Raw genomic sequence first — 20,262 nt, 5'->3', positions numbered from 1 at the left:
TCTATGTGAAGCGCCAGTGGTTGAATTAAGAATAAGAGGAGTTGAAACGGGGCAGGTCACCATGTTTCAGGCGCACAAAGATCAGCGCAGCGGAGATAGCGTCTTGTAATGCATCATGTTTATTGACCGGAATAGGTAAATCGAGCTGGCGACAGATGGCGTCCATACTGAGATCAAAATAGGCATTGGGCAGCTGTCTTTCGAGCTTATCTTGATAGAGTTGGCTCACTTCGACTAATCGGTTAGGCAGTGGAAATCCAAGCTGTTTTAAACAGGCGCGGTCGAGAATTTTTTTGTCATAACGGATGTGATAGCCGACTAAAGGACGATTTCCAATGAAGTTCAGTAGCTCAACTAAAGCCTGTTTTTCTTCGATACCGTGCTTTAGATCTTGATGACGAATGCGGTGGATTTTTATTGAATTGCAATCGAGCGATTGAGGGGCGCGCAATCGGACTTCAAAAGGTTGGCTGGTAATGATTCGGTTACCGATGATCTTGGTCGCGGCAATAGTGACTAATTCTGCCTGATTGGGGTCTAGGCTGGTGGTTTCACAATCGAGCGATACATATTCATGATCAATAGGCGCAGTAAACAGAGGCTGATAGAGAGAGCCTTTGAGCTTGTGATGCCAGTAATAGCGAACCAACCTATTCATCGTTCAATTGCCTAATCCCGTATCTGATAGTGGTAGCCGAGCCATTGCTTGAATTTCTTCACCACGTGCAAGCTATGACGAAGTAAGTCCCGGTCTGCTCGCTCCATCAGTTTGACATTAAGCTTGTTGCTGCTGTGCTGTTGAGAAAGCCTTTGGGCTAAGCGCCACTTAAAGAATTGCTTGAGTGCCTCACTGAGGTTATCGGCGGTACTTTGCTCAAGCACTTTCTTTTTGACCAACTGTTCAATGCGTTCGAAGGTGTTGTTGACCGTGACACCATGCTCAAGACAAAGTGCTCTCACACCATGCACGATAGGGAAAATGCCACCTTGTTTGATATCGAGCCCTGACTTGGATTGCTTCACATTGCCAAATAGAGTGAGGGGAACTGAGAAGTTCAGCGCAGGGCGGCAGAATTCCGTCAGAATCAATTCCTGTCCGAGCATTAAATCACTGAGGTGCTGTTTTACTGGTTTTAATAACTCTCTGTTACCGGCCACTGCGTGTGCATCCGCCATGATCGCGATATCCATCACGGTGTCTGGCGTGGCTTTTTTTACCCAATGGGTGAGGGTTTGTTTCCACTCTTGTTCTGAATGCACCCACTTCGGATTGTTGACCATCACGTTGCCCGGGCACAGTGGGTAACCCAATTGTTGAAGGGTATGGGTGAGGTCGTTCATGGCACTTTGGCATTGATGCCACTCCAAGCCATCTTGAATAATCAGAGCGTTGTCTTGATCGGTTTTGAGAATTTGCTCCCCGCGCCCTTCAGAACCCAACACGATGAGGCAGCAATGATTATGCAGTGCAGGTGGGATCACCAACTCAAAAGCCTTCTCTATGATCTGTTCGTTGACCGCAGAAATCAGCTCCATGATAAAGCGTGTGCGAATCCCATTACTGAGCAAGCTCTCGACCAGTTGACGTTGTTTGTTGGATGCCATTGCCAATTCTTCAACGCTGGTGGCGCGCGCAATACGCAAAGTGAGAACGTGGGAGTGTGTGGAGAATGCACTGAGGATTTGTGTCATATCCACCATGCCGACCGCATTTTTACCATCACAAACCATCAACCTTTTTACCCGATTTCTGGTCATGGTAATCATGGCATTAAATAAGAAATCGCCTTGGTTTACGTGCATTACTGGAAACGTTGCGATCTCGCCGACGGGCGCATCCAGTGGAAAACTATCGAGCATCACAGCATGCAATAAATTGGTTCGAGTGACGATTCCATACGGCAAGGAACATGATGATCCAAAAGCTCTTGGATCATCATGTTCCAAATGAACTAGAGCCGAGTCTAACCCTTGTTCTTTAAGGGTTTGAGTGACTTGGTTGATAGGTTGGCTTGGTTCAAGTATCAGTGGTGGGTGGTAGATAGAGTCATCCACTTTGGTCAAGATAAACTCAGCAAGATTCTGTTGCTGCTGAGCGGCTTCTATCAAAGCTTTTCTTGTCGAGAGGTTGCTATCAAAGTAGGCAGCGAATTGGCCATTGGCGTGGTAAAGCTCAAGGAAAATATCGGTGGGCAGCAGATAGCTTAATGTGTCTTCGAGTGCGATATATTGGTGTTTGGTGTGAGGTTCAAACTGGCTGCGGACATCAAAAATATCGTCATTGGCATAGTGTGCGTAAATCTCGCCATCACTGCTCGCGCGCTCTTCAACAGCCCCTTTGATCAAAATGTGCAGGTGTCGGCTCGGCCTATCAGCTTCCAGTATCACTTCTTGAGAACGGTAATACACTACGTCTAATGAAGAGCGCAGCTTCAACTGCTCGGTGTCGGACAGGCTATCGAAGGGTGGGTGCTGCATATTAAATTTGTCAGGCATAAGCATCACAAGAAGAAATGGGAGTCTTTAATCAGTCTGACAAAATACCAGCGAAGCTCCAGACGACTTTAGTCTAAATGCGATATCCAAACTAATTGAATATAGGAATACTATCCCCGTAATTATTCCCTTTTTCATCGTATGTGAGATAGGCATAATTGGTGCTGCCTTTTTCTGCACACTTTATAGGTTATTTATGTTTAGCCCTTCACCCTATGGCTGGATCTCTCAGTATTTTCTTGGTTTCTTTTTTGCGTATGGCGTGTACTTGCCATTTTGGGCGTTGTGGTTTGAAGACCAAGGCGTGTCTGCTGGTGATATTGGCGTATTGATTGGTATCGGCTTTGCGACTCGTTGTGTGGCTAACCTAGTGATTACACCGCGTATCCATAAAGTTGAACACTTGATGCCAGCTCTGCGCTGTTTGAGTTTCGCTGCACTGCTGTTTGTCGGTTTCCACTTCTTCACCGGTGGCAGCTTTATATTGATGTTGTTGGCCACGGTTCTGTTTAATCTCTGTTGTGGGCCGATCATTCCTCTTTCTGATGCCATGGCTAATCACTATAGTCGCTTGCAAATGCTCGACTACGGCCGAACTCGCCTTTGGGGCTCAATTGCCTTTATCGCGGGTTCAACGGTTGTCGGTTATTTGGTGGCACAATTTGGCACCGACATGATTTTGTATACTGCACTTGCAGGTGTGTTGCTGTCATTGATTCTAGCGATGAGAAATCCCAACGTGATGCCAGTAACGCAATCTGAGCAACAAGCGGCGCGACCAAAATTAGGCGAACTGCTGCATGAATCGTCAGTGGTAAAATTTTTGGCCTTGATGGCGTTGCTGCAAGGTAGTCATGCGGCTTACTACAGTTTTAGTGCGATTTATTGGAAAGAAGCGGGTCACTCAGAAGCGATCATCGGTTATTTGTGGAGCCTAGGTGTGGTCGCTGAGGTGGCAGTATTTGCTCTGAGTAAGCGATTATTCTCTGGCTGGTCACTGCGGACTTTGTTTGTCGTCGCAGCTATTGGAGTGATGGCGCGTTGGGGTATTACCGCATCAACCACAGCGATTTTCGCACTGGTTATGGTGCAGCTGCTGCACGGCGTGACCTTTGCGATGGCACACATTGCAGCGATTCAATACATCCAATCTGAAGAACAGAACAAGATGGTTGCATTACAAGCCCTGTATAACGCGATTCCATTGGGTGCATTTATTGCACTAATGACCACCTTAAGTGGTTGGGGTTATGAGCTTTGGGGCGCAAATATCTTCTGGGGTATGGCTGCAATGGGGGCTCTTGCTCTGTTCATTAAGTTGGATGAAAGAAGTTCAGTGGTTGAGATTAATCAATCAGATTCGGAACAGTCAGAGTCTCACAGCAAATGCTGATAATTAGAGTCTAAAGCACAGAATTTAAGCGATGCGATTGAGTTAATCCCCCATCCTTAGTTAAATGAAACCTCTCCCTTATGGAGAGGTTTTTTTATGGATGAAAAAAGGGTTTTCAATGCAAGGATGGATAGTAATTCCAGTCTCTTTAGCCTATTTGGGCGTGTTATTTCTGATTGCTTGGTATGGAGACCGGCAGGTTCGTTGGCTATCGCGTTGGCGCCCGTGGATCTATAGCCTTTCGATTGCCGTGTATTGTACCTCTTGGACCTTCTATGGAACGGTCGGGCAGGCGAGTAATAACCCTTGGTCTTTTTTACCCATTTATCTCGCCCCGATTCTGGTCTTTACACTAGGGTGGCGGATCTTGGCGCGGTTGATCTTGATTGCGAAGCGCGAACACATCACCTCCATTGCCGACTTTATCGCGGCTCGTTACGGAAAATCTCAGGGCTTAGCGGTAGCAGTGACCGTTATTGCAGTGGTCGGTATCCTTCCTTATATCGCTCTGCAATTGCGTGGTATCACCATGGGGCTCGATATTGTTGCGCCAAACCTAGCAGCTGATTTCGGTTATCAGGACTATCACGTATCTTGGTTCGTGGTCGGTGCTTTGGCCATTTTTACCATGCTGTTTGGTACCAGGCACATTGATAACACAGAGCATCACCGTGGCATGATGATGGCGGTGGCGTTTGAATCCATCGTTAAGCTCGCTGCATTCCTGATTGTTGGTCTGTTCATCATGTATCTGGCGATGAGCAGTGACAAAATCGACCTGCTTGATGTGGCAGCTTCCACCTACGAATCGCCCAATATTCCGACATTAATTATTCATACCGTTTTAACCATGTTGGCGATTGTTTGTCTGCCGCGTCAATTCCACACCATGGTGGTAGAGAACGAGCGTCCTCAAGATTTGCATACCGCTCGCTGGTTGTTTCCGCTTTACCTGATTTTAATGGGACTGTTCGTGCTGCCAATAGCTTGGGCAGGACAAGGACTACTCACCGACATGCCTGCGGATACCTACGTGATCAGTGTGCCAATGGCTGAAGGTGCTAATCACATTGCCTTACTGGCTTTCCTTGGTGGTACTTCGGCGGCGAGCGGCATGGTGATTGTTTCGACTATCGCATTGGCGATCATGGTGTCGAATGATTTAGTGATGCCATTGCTGCTGCGTCGTATGCGCCTAACCCAAAGAACACATCGACACTTTTCTGGCCTGTTATTGGTGATTCGCCGTGGGCTAATTTTACTGCTGTTACTTGGTGCTTGGTTGTTTTATCAGGCACTCGATACCATTCATTCACTGTCAGCGATTGGTTTTCTTTCCTTTGCTGCAATCGCTCAATTCGCGCCAGCACTTATCGGTGGGTTGTACTGGCGCCCGGGTAACCGCAAGGGTGTGTATGTTGGCTTAATGGTGGGCTCGTTGATTTGGCTTATCACCCTAATGAGCCAAACTAGCATGTTGGCAGGCGACAGCCAAAGTAACCTTTTACTGTGGATTATCACGCCACCAGAGTTGCTCAGCAGTTGGGATATCAGTAGCTCAAACTGGGGAATTGTGTTGAGTATTGTGCTCAATACCTTGTGCTATGCCGTAGTTTCGATGACAACTCGCCCAAGCCTAAGTGAGCGCTTACAATCAGCGGCATTTGTTGGTACGCCACTACCTGAAAACGAAAATATCAGCCTCTATCAGAACCGTGTGACAGTCGCTGAATTAGAGATGTTGGCGTCGCGTTTTGTCGGTCGTAAGCGTGCAAAAAGTGCCTTACACAGCTATTGGCAACAACACGGTCAACCGCTGCTTCCTAATCAACAAGCGCCTGCGAGTTTGATTCGTCATGCAGAGCGCGTACTCGCCGGTGTATTTGGTGCATCGTCTGCTAAGTTAGTACTTACTTCCGCTTTGCAGGGAAGGAACATGCAGCTTGAAGAAGTGGCGACCATTGTTGATGAGGCCTCTGAGCTGTACGATTTCAGCCGTGGTTTGTTGCAAGGTGCAATTGAACATATTGGCCAAGGCATCGCAGTGATCGATAAACAAATGAGGCTGGTGGCGTGGAATCAACGTTACTTAGAACTGTTTGAGTTCCCTGCTGGCTTGATTCAGGTTGGGCGCCCCATTTCTGATGTGATCCGCCATAATGCCGAGCAAGGTTTATGTGGCCCAGGTGACCCAGAAGATCACGTTCGCCGCCGTGTTTATCACCTTGAACAAGGCACTCGACACACCTCTTCTCGTATTCGTCCTGATGGTCGAGTGATTGAGGTGCAAGGTAACCCGATGCCAAGTGGTGGTTTCGTCATGAGTTTTACCGACATCACGGTATTCCGACAAGCAGAGCAAGCGCTAAAAGATGCTAATGAAAGCTTGGAGTCGAGAGTACATGAGCGAACTCAAGAGCTCGAAAAACTGAACCATCGCTTGGTAAAAGCAACTCAGATTTCGGATCAAGAATCACAATCCAAGAGTCGCTTTCTAGCCGCGGTAAGCCACGATTTGATGCAGCCGCTCAATGCCGCACGTCTATTTGCTTCGTCACTGTCTGAGGTGGCAAAAGAGCAAGAGGTGAAACAACTTTCATCTCATATCGAGAGTGCGCTAGGGGCTGCAGAAGATCTGATCGGCGACTTGTTGGATATCTCTCGCTTGGAGTCAGGGAAATTAGAAACCAACATTCACGCGATTGCCGTGCACGATGTGCTAACCAACTTGAACGCGGAATTTAGCGCCTTAGCGAGACAACAAAAAATTGAGTTTCAGATGATTCCGTCGTCATTGTTCATTCATTCAGACCCTAAGTTATTAAGGCGTGTGATTCAGAACTTTTTGACCAATGCTTTCCGTTATAACCCGGAAGGAAAAGTGGTACTGGGTGCAAGGCGAGTGAACGGCCAGGTACGAATCGATGTGTGGGATAACGGAACCGGTATCGATGAAGACAAGCAACAAGAGATCTTCGAAGAATTTACTCGTGGCAGCCAAGTGCGTTCTGATCAAGGGTTGGGGTTAGGGTTAGCTATCTCGAAAGGTATTGCTCATGTACTTGGTCATCAAATTTCGATGCGCTCATGGCCGGGTCAAGGTAGCGTCTTTTCCATCACCTTAGCTCGAGCGGAAAAAGTGGTTCCAGTTGTGCAAGCTTCAGCGCCAATGGCGACCAGCGACATCGAACATCTAAAAATATTATGTGTCGATAATGAGCGTGAGATTTTGGTCGGGATGGAGAACCTGATCGGTCGTTGGGGTTGTGAGGTTAAGACGGCGGTTGATCTGGTTGAAAGCTTGAAGTGTCTAGACGATGGTTGGCAGCCGGATGTTATCTTCTCGGATTATCGTCTCGACAATGGTCGAACGGGTCTGGAAGTGTTGCAACAGTGTCGTTTGCGCCTTGGAGACTCTTTTGAAGGGGTAATCATCAGTGCCGATAGAACCGATGACATGTTGGCTGCGATAAAGGCCAACAGCTTTAGCTTTATTGCTAAGCCTGTGAAGCCACTCAAGTTAAGAGCGGTTTTGAATCGAGTGAGCTAGTTTGGATTAACACGTTCGGATTAGCGAAAAGGCCTCGGGTGAGGCCTTTTTTGTCTCTGCTATTTCAGCGAGTTTCAGCAAATGCCTGTCAGTTTTCTAATTAACCGGCAATCCCACCCTGCGTCAATGTGGTTGGATCAAGCAGCTTGCTGAGCTCTGCCCGGCTGAGGTCCGTTTCTCGTTCGGCAACATCAAGGATAGGTAATCCCTCTTTGTAGGCTTTCTTGGCGATATCCGCCGCTTTTAGGTAACCAATTACAGGGTTGAGCGCTGTCACCAGAATCGGGTTCTTTGACAGCGCTAAGTCGAGGTTATCTTGGCGTACCGTGAAGGTCGCGATGGCTTTGTCCGCTAAAGCGACTGAGCTATTAGCCAATAGCTCAATACTCTCTAACACATTATGAGCAATCACTGGCAGCATCACATTCAATTGGAAGTTGCCTGATTGGCCTGCCACAGTAATCGTTGTGTCGTTACCAATCACTTGTGCTGCTGCCATCGCTGCGGCTTCTGGAATCACAGGGTTCACTTTGCCCGGCATGATAGAAGAGCCCGGCTGTAGCGCCTGCAATTCGATCTCACCTAAACCTGCTAGCGGGCCTGAGTTCATCCAGCGAAGATCGTTTGAGATCTTCATGATCGCAACTGCTGCAGTTTTGAGCTGCCCTGAAAAGGCAACGATCGCATCTTGGCTGCTGAGGTTGAAAAAGAAGTTCTCACTCGAGTTAAAACTGATCTTTGTCGATTGAGATAGGTTACTTGCAAACTTATCGGCAAAGCGTGGGTCGGCATTGATCCCGGTTCCTACCGCTGTTCCACCTTGAGCGAGCGCCTTGATAGCGGGCAGGGTGCTTTCAATGGCTTGCTTGGCGTGTTCAATCTGGAACTTCCAGCCACCAAGCTCTTGAGCAAAGGTAATTGGCATCGCATCCATTAGATGAGTACGGCCTGTTTTTACTACTTTAGCGAGATCTTGCTGTTTAACGGTCAGGGCTTCAGTCAGGTGGGTTAGTGCTGGTAGCAGTTTGTTTTCCGCAGTGAGTGCGACACTGACTTGAATCGCGGTTGGCACCACATCGTTACTGCTTTGGCCCATGTTGACGTGATCGTTCGGGTTCACGTCGCCTTGCAAACTTCTTGAAGCGAGTGTCGCAATCACTTCGTTGGCATTCATGTTGGAGCTAGTACCAGAGCCGGTCTGATAAACATCGATCGGGAATTGATCGAGGTGTTTGCCATCAATGATCTCTTGGCTCGCATTGGCGATCGCATTGGCAATATCGCCTTCCAATAAGCCTAGTTGAGCATTGGTGTCAGCAGCAGCTTGTTTGATTAGCGCCAGTGCTTGGATAAAGCTGGTGGGCATTTTGTGGGAGCTAAATGCGAAGTTATCTGCGGCACGTTGGGTTTGTGCTTGGTAGAGCGCATCAGCAGGGACTTTTACTTCGCCCATGCTGTCTTTTTCAATTCGATATTGTAGGGTCATGTTCTATCCTTGTTAGCCAAGTGGGGCTTGGACTTGTTGTAGTGTTTGGCTGAGATTCAAAAAACGCGCTTGGCCTTGAGGCTGCTGGCAGTAGTGGCGTTTCAAATAAAATAGTGGTGAGTGAATTGAGTCTAGGCAGATATGACGAAAGGCGAAACTGCGCTCAGGAGACTCAATCGCTTCAATCAAATGAAAGAAAACTTGGCGCAGGTACAGCTCGCACAACAAGATGTTTTCTTGGGCGGCGTGCTTTTCATAGTAAGAGGAAAGCGTGAGTGCGCACTCGATGTAGTCTCGAATCACAAATGGCTCATGGCCTTGAACTTGTTCTAATGAAGCAAAGCGATCTTGTGCTTTGTAAAACTTTGAATAGAGACCCTGCTGTTCTTTCATCATCATCTGCATCTCTTTACTTGATGGTAATGATAATTATTATCAAATGAGATTATTAAAAACAACCCTTTGTTTGTCTTTTTATAAAATGAAACGGGAAAAGAAAAAGCCGATACATAACGTATCGGCTTTCTGAGATTCAGTACCTAATCCCTACAATGTAAGTACTGATTCATTTTTTGCTAAACATCTCTGCTTAGTGGTCGTGAGCTTCACCAGCACCTTTCGGGTAACGAATGTTCTCAACCATATCTTGTACATCTTGTGGCACTTCAGCAGTTACTTTGTTTACAGCAATTGATACTACGAAGTTTAGACACATACCTAGCGTACCGATGCCTTCTGGGCTGATACCAAACCACCAGTTTTCAGGTGTGCTTGCTGCTGGGTTAATGAACTTGAAGTAGATGATGTAGCTTGCTGTGAAGGCAATACCTGACAACATACCTGCAATTGCACCTTCCTTGTTCATCTTCTTGTAGAAGATACCTAGGATAATCGCTGGGAAGAAGGATGCTGCAGCTAAGCCGAAGGCAAACGCTACTACCTGTGCTACGAAGCCTGGTGGGTTAATACCCAAGTAACCTGCACCGACAATCGCGACCATAGCTGCCAAACGAGCGGCTAACAGCTCCTGCTTGTCGGTCATGTTTGGTCTGAAGCCTTTCTTCAACAAGTCATGTGAAATCGACGTTGAGATTACCAGTAGTAGACCTGCGGCAGTTGATAGTGCGGCTGCTAGGCCACCGGCTGCAAGTAGTGCTACAACCCAGTTTGGTAGTTTCGCTAGCTCTGGAGAAGCCAGTACGATGATGTCACGGTTGATCTTCATCTCGTTGCGCTCATCGCCCGAGTAGAACATTTTGCCATCGCCGTTCTTGTCTTCCCAACCTACTAGACCAGTGCTTTCCCAGTTTTTGTACCAGCTTGGTGCGTCTGCTGCTGCGACACCTTGCATGTCAGGGCCGTTGATTGTTTCGATCATGTTTACACGAGCGAATGCTGCAACGCCTGGTGCTGTTGTGTATAGCAATGAGATGAACAATAGTGCCCAACCCGCTGAGATACGAGCATCACGTACTTTTGGTACAGTGAAGAAACGAATGATTACGTGTGGAAGACCCGCAGTACCTACCATTAGAGCCGCACAGATGAAGAATACATCCACCATGCTCTTGTTACCTTCGGTATAGGCGGTAAATCCGAGTTCTTCGGTCAGTCCATCCAGTTTATCAAGAAGGTAAACATCCGTGCCTGATAGCGTAGAGCCCATACCAACTTGTGGAAGTGGGTTACCTGTCATCATGATTGAGGTAAAGATTGCTGGAACAAGGAAGGCGAAAATGAGGACACAGAATTGAGCTACCTGCGTATAAGTGATGCCTTTCATGCCACCAAGTACTGCGTAGAAGAACACAATACCCATACCAATGATGATACCTAGGTTAATGTCGACCTCTAGGAAACGAGAGAATACAACACCCACACCACGCATCTGACCTGCAACGTACGTAAACGATACGAAGATTGCACAGAATACCGCTACCATACGTGCTGTTTTCGAGTAGTAACGCTCACCGATGAAATCAGGAACCGTAAACTGACCAAACTTACGTAGGTAAGGTGCTAAACATAGCGCAAGTAGTACATAACCACCTGTCCAACCCATTAGGTAAACCGCACCGTCGTAACCAACGAATGAGATGATACCTGCCATTGAGATGAATGATGCTGCCGACATCCAGTCAGCGGCGGTCGCCATGCCGTTTGCTACTGGGTGTACACCACCGCCAGCAACGTAGAACTCACTAGTAGACCCTGCACGAGCCCAGATTGCGATGCCGATATATACCGCGAAAGTAATACCGACGAGAATAAACGTCCAAGTTTGAATATCCATGTTCTAGCCTCTAGTCTTCCTGTACGTTGTATTTTTTATCGAGCGCATTCATGCGAACAACGTAAATAAATATCAGCGCCACGAAGGTGTATATCGAACCTTGCTGAGCGAACCAAAACCCTAGCTTGAACCCGCCAAACTGAACGGTATTGAGGGCATCCACAAATAAGATGCCAGCGCCGTAAGACACTGCAAACCAGACCGCGAGCAGTGTTCCCATAATTCCCAAGTTTTCCTTCCAGTAGGCTTGAGCATGTTCCGTAGATTCGAACGCCATTGCCTTCTCCTTTATTTCGTTTCCGTAGAAACTGTTTCTGTAGAAAATTACCGTGTTAACGTAATGTTACGATTTAGAATGTAGCAAGGATAAGTAAAGGGATCTGTGCAACTTTAGTCGGGACGCTACTAGCGCTAATTCACTGAAATATGGGAGTTAGAAGGTATAACCATAGAAAAATGTGATGTTACAATGTTGTTAAATTAGCCTAAGGTCTAACAAAAACGCATGAATTAGGGGGCGAGTCATAAAATTTAACAACTAAATGACCGAGAAACGGTATTTAGTCCTGCATATGACACGAAGCGAAACATAAGTTTGTTATAGTATCTGCGGCACTTTTACCGACCGCACCTTGCTTGGCGGCAGAAGTTCAACATGCTTAAAACTCGGGTTTTATTCTTTGGGGGGACGAATTGGACGCAATAACCATCAACCACTTATTTTTAACTGGTGCCGTACTCATCGCCATCAGTGTGCTTTTTTCGCAAGTGTCCTCTCGATTGGGCGTTCCTATTCTTTTGATCTTCCTTTTCGTTGGCATGTTAGCCGGTGAAGATGGGCCCGGTGGCATCAATTTCGACGACTACTCCCTCACTTACTTGGTGAGTAATCTTGCACTTGCCGTGATCCTGCTTGATGGCGGTATGCGAACCAAGGTTGCAAGCTTTAAGGTCGCTTTCTGGCCGTCGCTCTCACTAGCCACAATAGGCGTGGCCTGTACTTCGACCTTAACCGGACTTATGGCTGCTTGGCTGTTCGACCTGTCACTGATGCAGGGCATTTTGGTGGGCGCGATTGTTGGCTCCACCGATGCGGCAGCGGTATTCTCTTTGTTGAAAGGGCAAAGCCTCAATGAGCGTGTGGGCTCAACCTTAGAGATCGAATCGGGTACCAACGACCCAATGGCAGTCTTCCTGACAGTGACCTTAATTGCGCTACTTGGCACCCCAGATGCCGAGATGGGAATGAACTTCCTACTGAAAAGTTTCGCGATGCAGTTTGGTGTCGGCACGCTTATCGGCCTTGGTGGTGGTTGGGTGCTGTGGAGCTTAATCAATCGAGTGCAGCTGGCTGATGGCCTGTATTCGATTCTAGTGCTTAGTGGCGGTGTAGCTCTGTTTGCCTTCTCTAACATGCTTGGCGGCAGCGGTATCTTATCGATTTACTTAGTGGGCTTGTTCATTGGTAATCGTCCGACACGCTCTCGACACTCGATTCTTAATGTCCTTGATGGCATGACGTGGCTAAGCCAGATCGTGATGTTCTTGGTGTTGGGTTTATTGGTGACGCCATCGACGCTGATGGATATTGCTCTGCCTGCGCTAGCACTGGCCTTCGGTATGATTTTGTTTGCTCGTCCGCTGTCGGTTTGGTTAGGTTTACTGCCATTTCGAAGCTTTACCACCAAGGAACGCTGGTTTGTTTCTTGGGTGGGTTTGCGTGGTGCAGTACCGATCATTTTGGCTGTATTCCCGATGATGGCAGGCCTGCCTAATGCTCAGTTGTATTTCAATATCGCCTTCTTCGTGGTTATGGTTTCGTTGATTGTTCAAGGCGGTAGCTTGATGAAAGTCGCAAGACTCGCTCAAGTGACTTTACCCCCGACGCCAACACCGATTTCTCGTACCGGTATGGAGATTTATCCGACCAGTGAGTGGGAGATGTTTGTTTACAAATTGAAAGACGAGAAGTGGTGTGTCGGCGAGCCGCTTAAGCGTTTATCTATGCCAGAAGGGACGCGGATTACGGCACTGTTTCGACAAGATGCCATGCTTCACCCATCAGGCAGCACTGTGTTAGAGGCGAACGATATCCTATGTGTGCTTGGTCAAGACAAAGATTTGGACAGCTTAAGTGCGTTGTTCAGTGAGGCACCTCTAGCAGAAGAAGCGGCTCGATTCTTTGGTGATTTCTTCTTGGATGTTGAGCTATCGGTTGCTGCAGTGAGTGATTGTTATGGTATTGAACTTGGCTTGCAAGAAGAGCGAGAAATGACTCTAAAACAATTAGTTGCTCAAGAGCTTGGCGCACACCCTGTATTGGGCGATAGCTTCGAGTGGCATGACATCACTTGGGTGGTTGCAGAGATAGATGATCATAAAGTCGTCAGGTTGGGCTTATGTTTACCTAAGACGACTTTAGAAGAGGATATCAGTGAAGCTTAATTGTGGACTTCTTGTAGCAAGATAACCGCTTGAGTACGATTTTTCACATCCAGTTTACGGAAGATGGCCGTCATATGTGCCTTGATGGTCGCTTCCGAAACATTCAATTCATAGGCGATTTGCTTATTAAGCAAGCCGTCAGAAAGCATCCCTAATACCTTGTACTGCTGAGGTGTCAGTGTGGAAATTTTTTCCGCAAGGTCGCTACAAGCTGCATTATTAGTGATAAGCCCCTCAGGGAAGAACGGGTCGCCATTTAGCACTTGATTCAGTGCACTCACCAACTCACGCATATCACTCGACTTAGGAATAAAGCCAAACGCACCGTGGCTCTTCACCTGTGTGACCACACTGGCATCCTCACTGGCAGAGACCACCACTATCGGTAAATCTGGGTATTCAGCGCGTAGTTGAATTAAGCCTGACATGCCATTGGCACCCGGCATTTTCAGATCGAGCAGTAATAGATCCGGCTCGTCTTCTTTCTTTAGTAGAGTCAGTAAGGCATCGAGAGAATCGGCCTCAAGCAGGTTCGCACCACTGATCGCCATATGAACTGACTGAAACAGGGCGTTGCGGAAGAGAGGGTGGTCATCAGCAATGATGATGGTATAGGTCGAGTCCATGACGTTCATACTTTTAACAATTTAGTTAATATTTATTATCATCCTGATTGAGTATGTGGACAATATCTATGCATTAAAAGTCTGAACCATATCGACTTTTATCCCCGGAATAAGAAATCATTACTCTGAATAGCAAAAAAGCCGCACTGCCATCTCGTTACGGAGGGGCGGTGCGGCTTTCGATTCGGCTATATTTTAGTGAATATTGTCGTTATAGCTGGTGGTTTTGCATGTGTTTTAAGAATACATCGGCAGGCATAAAACCGGTTACACGAGCATTTGGAACATGGTTACCCTCGCCATCCCAGAACTCAATCGTCGGTAAGCCAAGTACCTGTAATTGTTTAAGCAGTTCAATGTCTTGAGGCATGTTTCTCGTTACATCCGCTTGTAGCAGTACGAAGTCAGAAAGCTTGTTTTCCACATCAGCTTGATGGAAGGTGTACTTCTCGAACTCTTTACACGCCACACACCAATCGGCGTAGAAATCGAGCATCACAGGCTTACCGAGTTTCTTGGCTTCGATGAGCTGGATTTCGAGCTCTTCAACCGTATTGATGCGTGCAAATTGGATGTGCTGTTCTACCGTTATGCTCTTTTCTGCAAACCAGTAATTTAGCGCAGGTTGAGCTGATGCGAACAGGCCAAGCATCGCGATGATACCCACAGCACTCTGCTTCCAGCCACCAAATGGCAGTGCATTTTTGCTGTGGTAAAGCCAACCAAAGGCGATGAAGCCAAGGCCAGACCAAAGCACGGTTGCCCACAGCTCAGGAATAATACGCTCTAGCAGGAAGATAGGCGCGGCAAGCAAGATAAAGCCAAATACGATCTTCACCTTGTCCATCCAGCTGCCCGCTTTTGGCAGTAACTTGTTGCCAAATACCGCAACTAAAATCAGCGGAATACCCATACCCATAGCCAACGCATACAGAGCAATCGCACCGGTAAATAGGTCGCCACTCTGAGCCACATACAGCAGCGCACCAGATAGTGGTGCGGTGGTACAAGGTGAACACACCAAGCCAGAGATAGCGCCCATCGCGAACACGCCCAAGCTATTGCCACCTTGCTGCTTGTTGCTTTGATTGTTAAGCCAAGTTTGGATGCTGCTTGGCAGTTGCAGGTTATAAACGCCAAACATCGACATCGCTAACGCCACGAACAGAACACTCAGCGCGATCAACACGTAAGGGTGCTGCATAGCAGCTTGGAACTGCATGCCTGCAGAAGCAACCACTAAACCTAATAAGGTGTAGGTTAACGCCATGCCTTGCACATAGATGAAGGACAACATCAAAGCGCGACCTTGGCTGAGCTTGCCACCACCTAACACGATACCCGTTAGAATCGGATACATAGGTAGCACACACGGCGTAAAGGCTAAACCAACACCGAGTGCTAAGAATAATAGAGGGGTCCACCAACTATCACCAAGCTTATCGGCTAATCCTGCTTCTTTTGAAACAGGGGCACTTGGCTGTTGAGTGGTGTTACTTACAACGTCTGCTTCCGGATATGTTGTTTGCGTAGAGACACCGGTCTCGTTGCTAGCAGAAGGTGAAGCTTGTGAGTCACTACCTTGCGAATTAGCAGAACCTGTTGCTGTAAACGGTTCAATGTCGATCACTCGAATCTCTGGCGGGTAGCAGAACCCTGCGTCTGCACAGCCTTGATACTTAACGATCAGCCGTGAGCCATCTTGGTAACTCTGTAGAGGAACTTGCACGAATAACGGCTGAGTATAAATGCTCACCTCACCGAAGAATTCATCTTGGTGTGGCTTACCATCTTCTAATTCAACATTACCGATAGCGAGATTTTGCCCGGTGAACGAGAGGCTATGTTGATAGAGGTAGTAGCCCTCTTTTACTTGCCAATCAAGAAGGACTTTACCGTCTTGCTGGTAGTAATTGAAAGGGAAAGCTTGGTCTACAGGGACAAAACCATTGTTATTGCCTCCGAAGCTTGGCTCGGCGTTGTCATTCCCAAAAAGCGCCCACGCAGGCTGGGTGAACAGGGAAACACAAACAAAAAGTAATGTGGCAAGTCGTCGCATACTGTTTAGTCATCAAAATGGAGTTGAAGGTATCTTAACTCAATCAGACCGTAATAGTTTGTGATTAGTTTCATCGACCAGCAAATATCCGCTAGGGCGGGTGAGCCACTTTCTTAGGCTGTCGAGAGAGGGGTAGCAGCGCTACTGCAGTGAATAGCACTTGCCAATAAGACATTTAAGCAACACCTAAGCGTGCTCTTACTACTTGTTCGCAAGCATCAATGTTCATTGTGTCTTTCGGAATAATGAGCACAGTGTCATTGCCGCCAACGGTACCGATAATCTCGGTATGTGGGTCGATATCAACTAACCTTGCCACTAGTTGCGCGCAACCAGGGTTTGTTTTTACGATCACCATTGCTTGGTTATGAGTAATGAATTCGATTTGTGATGAGATGGAGGCATCGACACGTACCGGTGCACTTTCTACGGTGATGCAATAAACCTTTTTACCGCAAGCGTTTTGAATTTTGACAACGCCAAGCTGTGACAAAATCCGAGATACGGTCGATTGGCTAATGCCTGTATAGCCAATGTCGACGAGTTTCTCTCGCAGTTGATTCTGGGTTGAGAAGCTTTGTTGTTGTAGTAAACGTTTGCACGCTGCAGTCAGTGTTTTATCTTCAGCTGAATACAAGCAACCGTGCTCAGTGATTGGGTTCATGAACAACTCCTTAAGGTCAACATGTGAATATCGCTTGTCCATAGCGCTGAGCGTACTCCCAAAGCCGTAGAGTACGATTGTCAATTAGGCTTACCGATGAACCTCGAAATGAAGAGGTAAGGTATGCGTGATATATGATCGTCTATTCACTTAGTCTACCACTAAAGGATAGTTATCTTTTTGAAGGGGATCACCAAATAAAATTCTAGTTAATCGCTTTTATTTTGGAGTTTTATTCTTTTGTGGAATGGATATTTATTCCGAGTTTGGCATAAATATCCATTAATATTAGGGTGCTTTGGAGGCCGAGATAATGGCGCTAAGGCTTAGCGAATTTCACTCATGATCTCGCGAGAGAATACTTTTTCACAGTAGTGACATTTTAGCTGCACGTTTTCCTGTTTAAGCTGCACTTTAAAGCTACTTTCAACAGGCTCACCATGCGAAATACAGTTGCTATTTGGGCAAGCGAACACACTATTGATTTGGTCTGGCAGTACCAGTGTTAGCTTGTTGACCACCTTGTACTCTTCAATTTGATTCACCGTCGCTTGCGGAGCATACAGAGCTAATTGGTTGGCTTGTTCTTTGGTTAGAAAGATGTTCTCAATCTTGATCAGATCTTTATGACCCAGTGCTGATGATGGCAAATTTAACCCCATGGTGATGCGTTGCTCGGTCTTGTGCAATTTAAACAGCTTGAGGATTTTGATCCCAAGGTGAGCAGGGATGTGGTCAATGACGCTGCCGTTACGAATGGCTTCTACTTGTAGCTGAGTTTGTTTAACCATGACTGTTTCTCCTGCTTATAAAGTGTCGTTTAGAACTAGGGCTAATAGGGCTTCGCGAGCATACACACCATTTTCAGCTTGCTCGAAGTAGTAAGCGTGTGGCGTTTTATCTACATCGGTTGTGATTTCGTCGACACGTGGTAGTGGGTGAAGCACTTTCATGTTTTGGCGTGCATCTTTCAGCGTATCAGCCGTTAGAATGTAAGCCGATTTCATGTGCGCGTATTCTGATGCATCAAAGCGCTCTTTCTGTACGCGAGTCATGTACAGCACATCCAGCTCAGGCACCACTTCTTCAATGCTGCTGTGGGTGCTGTATTGGATACCCATCTCTTCCAGTTCTTCACAGATGTAATCAGGCATCGCTAACACTTCTGGCGCGATAAAGAAGAAACGTACGTTATTGAATTTTGATAGTGCTTGCGTCAATGAGTGCACGGTGCGGCCATATTTTAGGTCACCAACGAATGCCACATTGAGGTTGTCGAGCGTGCCTTGCGTTTCGTAAATCGAGAATAGATCCAACAAGGTCTGCGTTGGGTGCTGATTGGCACCATCGCCACCATTCACAATTGGCACACCGTTAGAGAACTCAGAGGCTAAACGTGCTGCGCCTTCTTGTGGATGACGCATCACAAAGGCATCAACGTAAGAAGAGATAACTTGCACCGAATCGGCAAGTGTTTCGCCTTTTTTCGCCAATGACGTGTTACCGCCATTATCAAAACCGATGACCGTGCCACCTAGGCGTTGAACTGCGGTTTCAAATGAAAGGCGAGTTCGAGTTGAAGGCTCAAAGAAGCAGCTCGCAACCACCTTATTTTTCAGCAGCTCTGGGTTTGGCTCTGCTTTGAGTCTTGCTGCAGTATCGACGATAAGCTCCAGTTCATCACGAGAGAGCTCTGGAATGGAGATGATGTGCTTGTTAAATAACGAATGCGCCATAACGGGTCTTCCTTTTTCTATGCATACAGCCAAATTGCGGACAAAAAAAAGCCCCCTAAAAATAGGAGGCTTCAAAACGATCAATAGAGCAAAATAAAAATGACACTAACGCCACTCTTTGGCGTGTAGTTTGACAATTATGTGCGACAGAATTGCGGTTCATTTTTTGCTCTCTTTAGACAAATTGCGGAGGATTATACTCAGATAAAAAGGCCATGCAATACTTTCTGTAAAGTATTCATTTAATGGATTTTTATGCGAAATTACGTCCGTTTATAGCTTTCATTTAAGCCTTTGTCGGAACTGCGAATCTCAGGGTTTTTCAGGTAATAATCTTTTTTAGTACATGAAAAAAAATGCGGGTTTTATCCAAGGTCAAAATCCCAAGAACGCCACCCGCATTTCCCTGTTATTGCACTTAACTTGTCAATGTCTTGCGAACAAGTGAGTGCTTAACTTTTTAATTTATTAACTTATTAGCTGCCTAGTGTCGCAACCATGACTGCTTTGATGGTGTGCATGCGGTTTTCTGCTTCATCGAATACGATTGAGTATTCAGACTCGACTACTTCATCTGTCACTTCTACGCCATCTTTAAGTTGCGGATATTCAGCAGCAAGTTGCTTACCGACTGTTGTATCTTCGCCGTGGAAAGCCGGTAGGCAGTGCATGAATTTCACATGTGGGTTGCCTGTTGCTTTGATCATTTCCATGTTCACTTGGTAAGGCATCATTAGGTTGATACGCTCAGCCCATGCTTCTTTCGCTTCGCCCATGGATACCCAAACATCGGTGTATAGGAAATCACAACCTTGCACGCCTTCTTGAACATCTTCTGTTAGCGTGATTTTGCCGCCAGTGCGTTCTGCGATTTCACGACATTGAGCTAGTAGCTCTTCTTGTGGCCAGAATTGCTTTGGAGCTACAAGGCGGATATCCATACCCATTTTCGCTGCGCCAACCATCAGAGAGTTGCCCATGTTGTTACGAGCATCGCCTAGGTAAGCAAAGCTGATTTCATGCAGTTGTTTACCACGGCCGTATTCCGTCATGGTTAGGAAGTCAGCCAAGATTTGAGTTGGGTGGAATTCGTCAGTCAAACCATTCCATACTGGAACTCCAGCGTAAGCGCCTAGCTCTTCAACGATTTCTTGACCGAAGCCGCGGTATTCAATGCCATCGTACATACGGCCAAGAACGCGAGCGGTATCTTTCATTGATTCTTTGTGGCCAATTTGAGAGCCAGATGGGCCTAAGTAAGACACGCGAGCACCTTGGTCGAATGCCGCAACTTCAAATGCACAGCGAGTACGAGTTGAGGTTTTCTCAAAGATAAGTGCAATGTTTTTGCCAGTCAGTGTTGGCTGTTCGTAACCGTTGTACTTCGCTTTTTTTAGCTCCATAGAAAGATCTAACAAGTGTTGAATTTCGCGTGGAGTGAAATCTAGTAGTTTTAGGAAGTTACGATTGCGTAGGTTAAAAGCCATGATGTATTCCTTCTTAGATTTAGGCGC

Annotated in this window: 15 protein-coding genes; 3 read left to right on the top strand and 12 right to left on the bottom strand. The window is 46.8% G+C overall.

All coding sequences use genetic code 11. The features are described from left to right. Nucleotides 1-25 precede the first annotated feature (25 nt). Together ATB74_RS16800 and ATB74_RS16795 are read right to left on the bottom strand one after the other, a co-directional pair. On the bottom strand, nucleotides 26-658 hold the full coding sequence (locus ATB74_RS16800; RefSeq protein ID WP_048663023.1) for a 3'-5' exonuclease: 633 nt from the start codon (nucleotides 656-658) through the stop codon (nucleotides 26-28). An 11-nt stretch (nucleotides 659-669) separates the two neighbouring features. Then, the gene (locus tag ATB74_RS16795; protein WP_061019202.1) at nucleotides 670-2,502 is read right to left on the bottom strand and encodes a DUF294 nucleotidyltransferase-like domain-containing protein; all 1,833 of its coding nucleotides are present in this window, start codon (nucleotides 2,500-2,502) and stop codon (nucleotides 670-672) included. 190 nt (nucleotides 2,503-2,692) lie between these two features. On the opposite strand from ATB74_RS16795, the gene ATB74_RS16790 reads away from it, so the two are divergent. Together ATB74_RS16790 and ATB74_RS16785 are read left to right on the top strand one after the other, a co-directional pair. Continuing rightward, nucleotides 2,693-3,889 (top strand): 3-phenylpropionate MFS transporter, encoded by a 1,197-nt coding sequence (locus ATB74_RS16790; protein ID WP_061019201.1) that lies wholly within the window; start codon nucleotides 2,693-2,695, stop codon nucleotides 3,887-3,889. 118 nt (nucleotides 3,890-4,007) lie between these two features. Continuing rightward, nucleotides 4,008-7,439 (top strand): hybrid sensor histidine kinase/response regulator, encoded by a 3,432-nt coding sequence (locus tag ATB74_RS16785; RefSeq protein WP_061019215.1) that lies wholly within the window; start codon nucleotides 4,008-4,010, stop codon nucleotides 7,437-7,439. A 100-nt stretch (nucleotides 7,440-7,539) separates the two neighbouring features. Here the strand turns inward: ATB74_RS16785 and ATB74_RS16780 are convergent, their stop codons facing one another. From ATB74_RS16780 to ATB74_RS16765, 4 genes are all read right to left on the bottom strand, one after another. Continuing rightward, nucleotides 7,540-8,925 carry a class II fumarate hydratase gene (locus tag ATB74_RS16780; RefSeq protein ID WP_061019200.1) on the bottom strand — a complete coding sequence of 462 codons (1,386 nt, stop codon included), beginning with the start codon at nucleotides 8,923-8,925 and terminating at the stop codon, nucleotides 7,540-7,542. Between the two features lie 12 nt (nucleotides 8,926-8,937). Then, complete coding sequence (locus tag ATB74_RS16775) at nucleotides 8,938-9,324, bottom strand: hypothetical protein (RefSeq protein ID WP_081090135.1); 387 nt, start codon at nucleotides 9,322-9,324, stop codon at nucleotides 8,938-8,940. 190 nt (nucleotides 9,325-9,514) lie between these two features. Continuing rightward, on the bottom strand, nucleotides 9,515-11,218 hold the full coding sequence (locus ATB74_RS16770; RefSeq protein ID WP_017062715.1) for a sodium:solute symporter family protein: 1,704 nt from the start codon (nucleotides 11,216-11,218) through the stop codon (nucleotides 9,515-9,517). A gap of 10 nt (nucleotides 11,219-11,228) precedes the next feature. Further along, nucleotides 11,229-11,495 (bottom strand): DUF4212 domain-containing protein, encoded by a 267-nt coding sequence (locus ATB74_RS16765; RefSeq protein ID WP_010435433.1) that lies wholly within the window; start codon nucleotides 11,493-11,495, stop codon nucleotides 11,229-11,231. 416 nt (nucleotides 11,496-11,911) lie between these two features. Between ATB74_RS16765 and ATB74_RS16760 the strand changes: the two genes are divergently transcribed. Beyond that, nucleotides 11,912-13,663, top strand: coding sequence for a potassium/proton antiporter (locus tag ATB74_RS16760; RefSeq protein ID WP_061019199.1), 1,752 nt, complete (start codon nucleotides 11,912-11,914; stop codon nucleotides 13,661-13,663). On the opposite strand, the gene ATB74_RS16755 is transcribed toward ATB74_RS16760, so the two are convergent. The 6 genes from ATB74_RS16755 to ATB74_RS16730 form a co-directional block, all read right to left on the bottom strand. Further along, nucleotides 13,660-14,289, bottom strand: a complete 630-nt coding sequence (locus ATB74_RS16755) for a response regulator (RefSeq protein WP_048605445.1) — start codon at nucleotides 14,287-14,289, stop codon at nucleotides 13,660-13,662. The two genes, ATB74_RS16760 and ATB74_RS16755, sit on opposite strands and share 4 nt — an antisense overlap. Nucleotides 14,290-14,500: 211 nt before the next feature. After that, the gene (locus ATB74_RS16750) at nucleotides 14,501-16,348 is read right to left on the bottom strand and encodes a protein-disulfide reductase DsbD (protein WP_061019198.1); all 1,848 of its coding nucleotides are present in this window, start codon (nucleotides 16,346-16,348) and stop codon (nucleotides 14,501-14,503) included. Nucleotides 16,349-16,523: 175 nt separating this feature from the next. After that, nucleotides 16,524-17,012 carry an arginine repressor gene (locus ATB74_RS16745; protein ID WP_060983420.1) on the bottom strand — a complete coding sequence of 163 codons (489 nt, stop codon included), beginning with the start codon at nucleotides 17,010-17,012 and terminating at the stop codon, nucleotides 16,524-16,526. 326 nt (nucleotides 17,013-17,338) lie between these two features. Beyond that, nucleotides 17,339-17,803, bottom strand: a complete 465-nt coding sequence (gene pyrI / locus ATB74_RS16740; protein ID WP_060983419.1) for an aspartate carbamoyltransferase regulatory subunit — start codon at nucleotides 17,801-17,803, stop codon at nucleotides 17,339-17,341. Between the two features lie 15 nt (nucleotides 17,804-17,818). Then, on the bottom strand, nucleotides 17,819-18,748 hold the full coding sequence (pyrB, locus tag ATB74_RS16735) for an aspartate carbamoyltransferase (RefSeq protein WP_004729720.1): 930 nt from the start codon (nucleotides 18,746-18,748) through the stop codon (nucleotides 17,819-17,821). A gap of 476 nt (nucleotides 18,749-19,224) precedes the next feature. After that, entirely contained in the window at nucleotides 19,225-20,235 is a 1,011-nt protein-coding gene (locus ATB74_RS16730; protein WP_061019197.1) for an ornithine carbamoyltransferase, read from the bottom strand. Nucleotides 20,236-20,262 lie beyond the last annotated feature (27 nt).

Origin of the sequence: Vibrio splendidus (genome assembly GCF_001557875.1) — a bacterium.
Lineage (GTDB): Bacteria > Pseudomonadota > Gammaproteobacteria > Enterobacterales > Vibrionaceae > Vibrio > Vibrio splendidus_F.
Note: the sequence above shows the minus strand (reverse complement) of the source record. Positions and strands in the feature narration are given on the sequence as shown.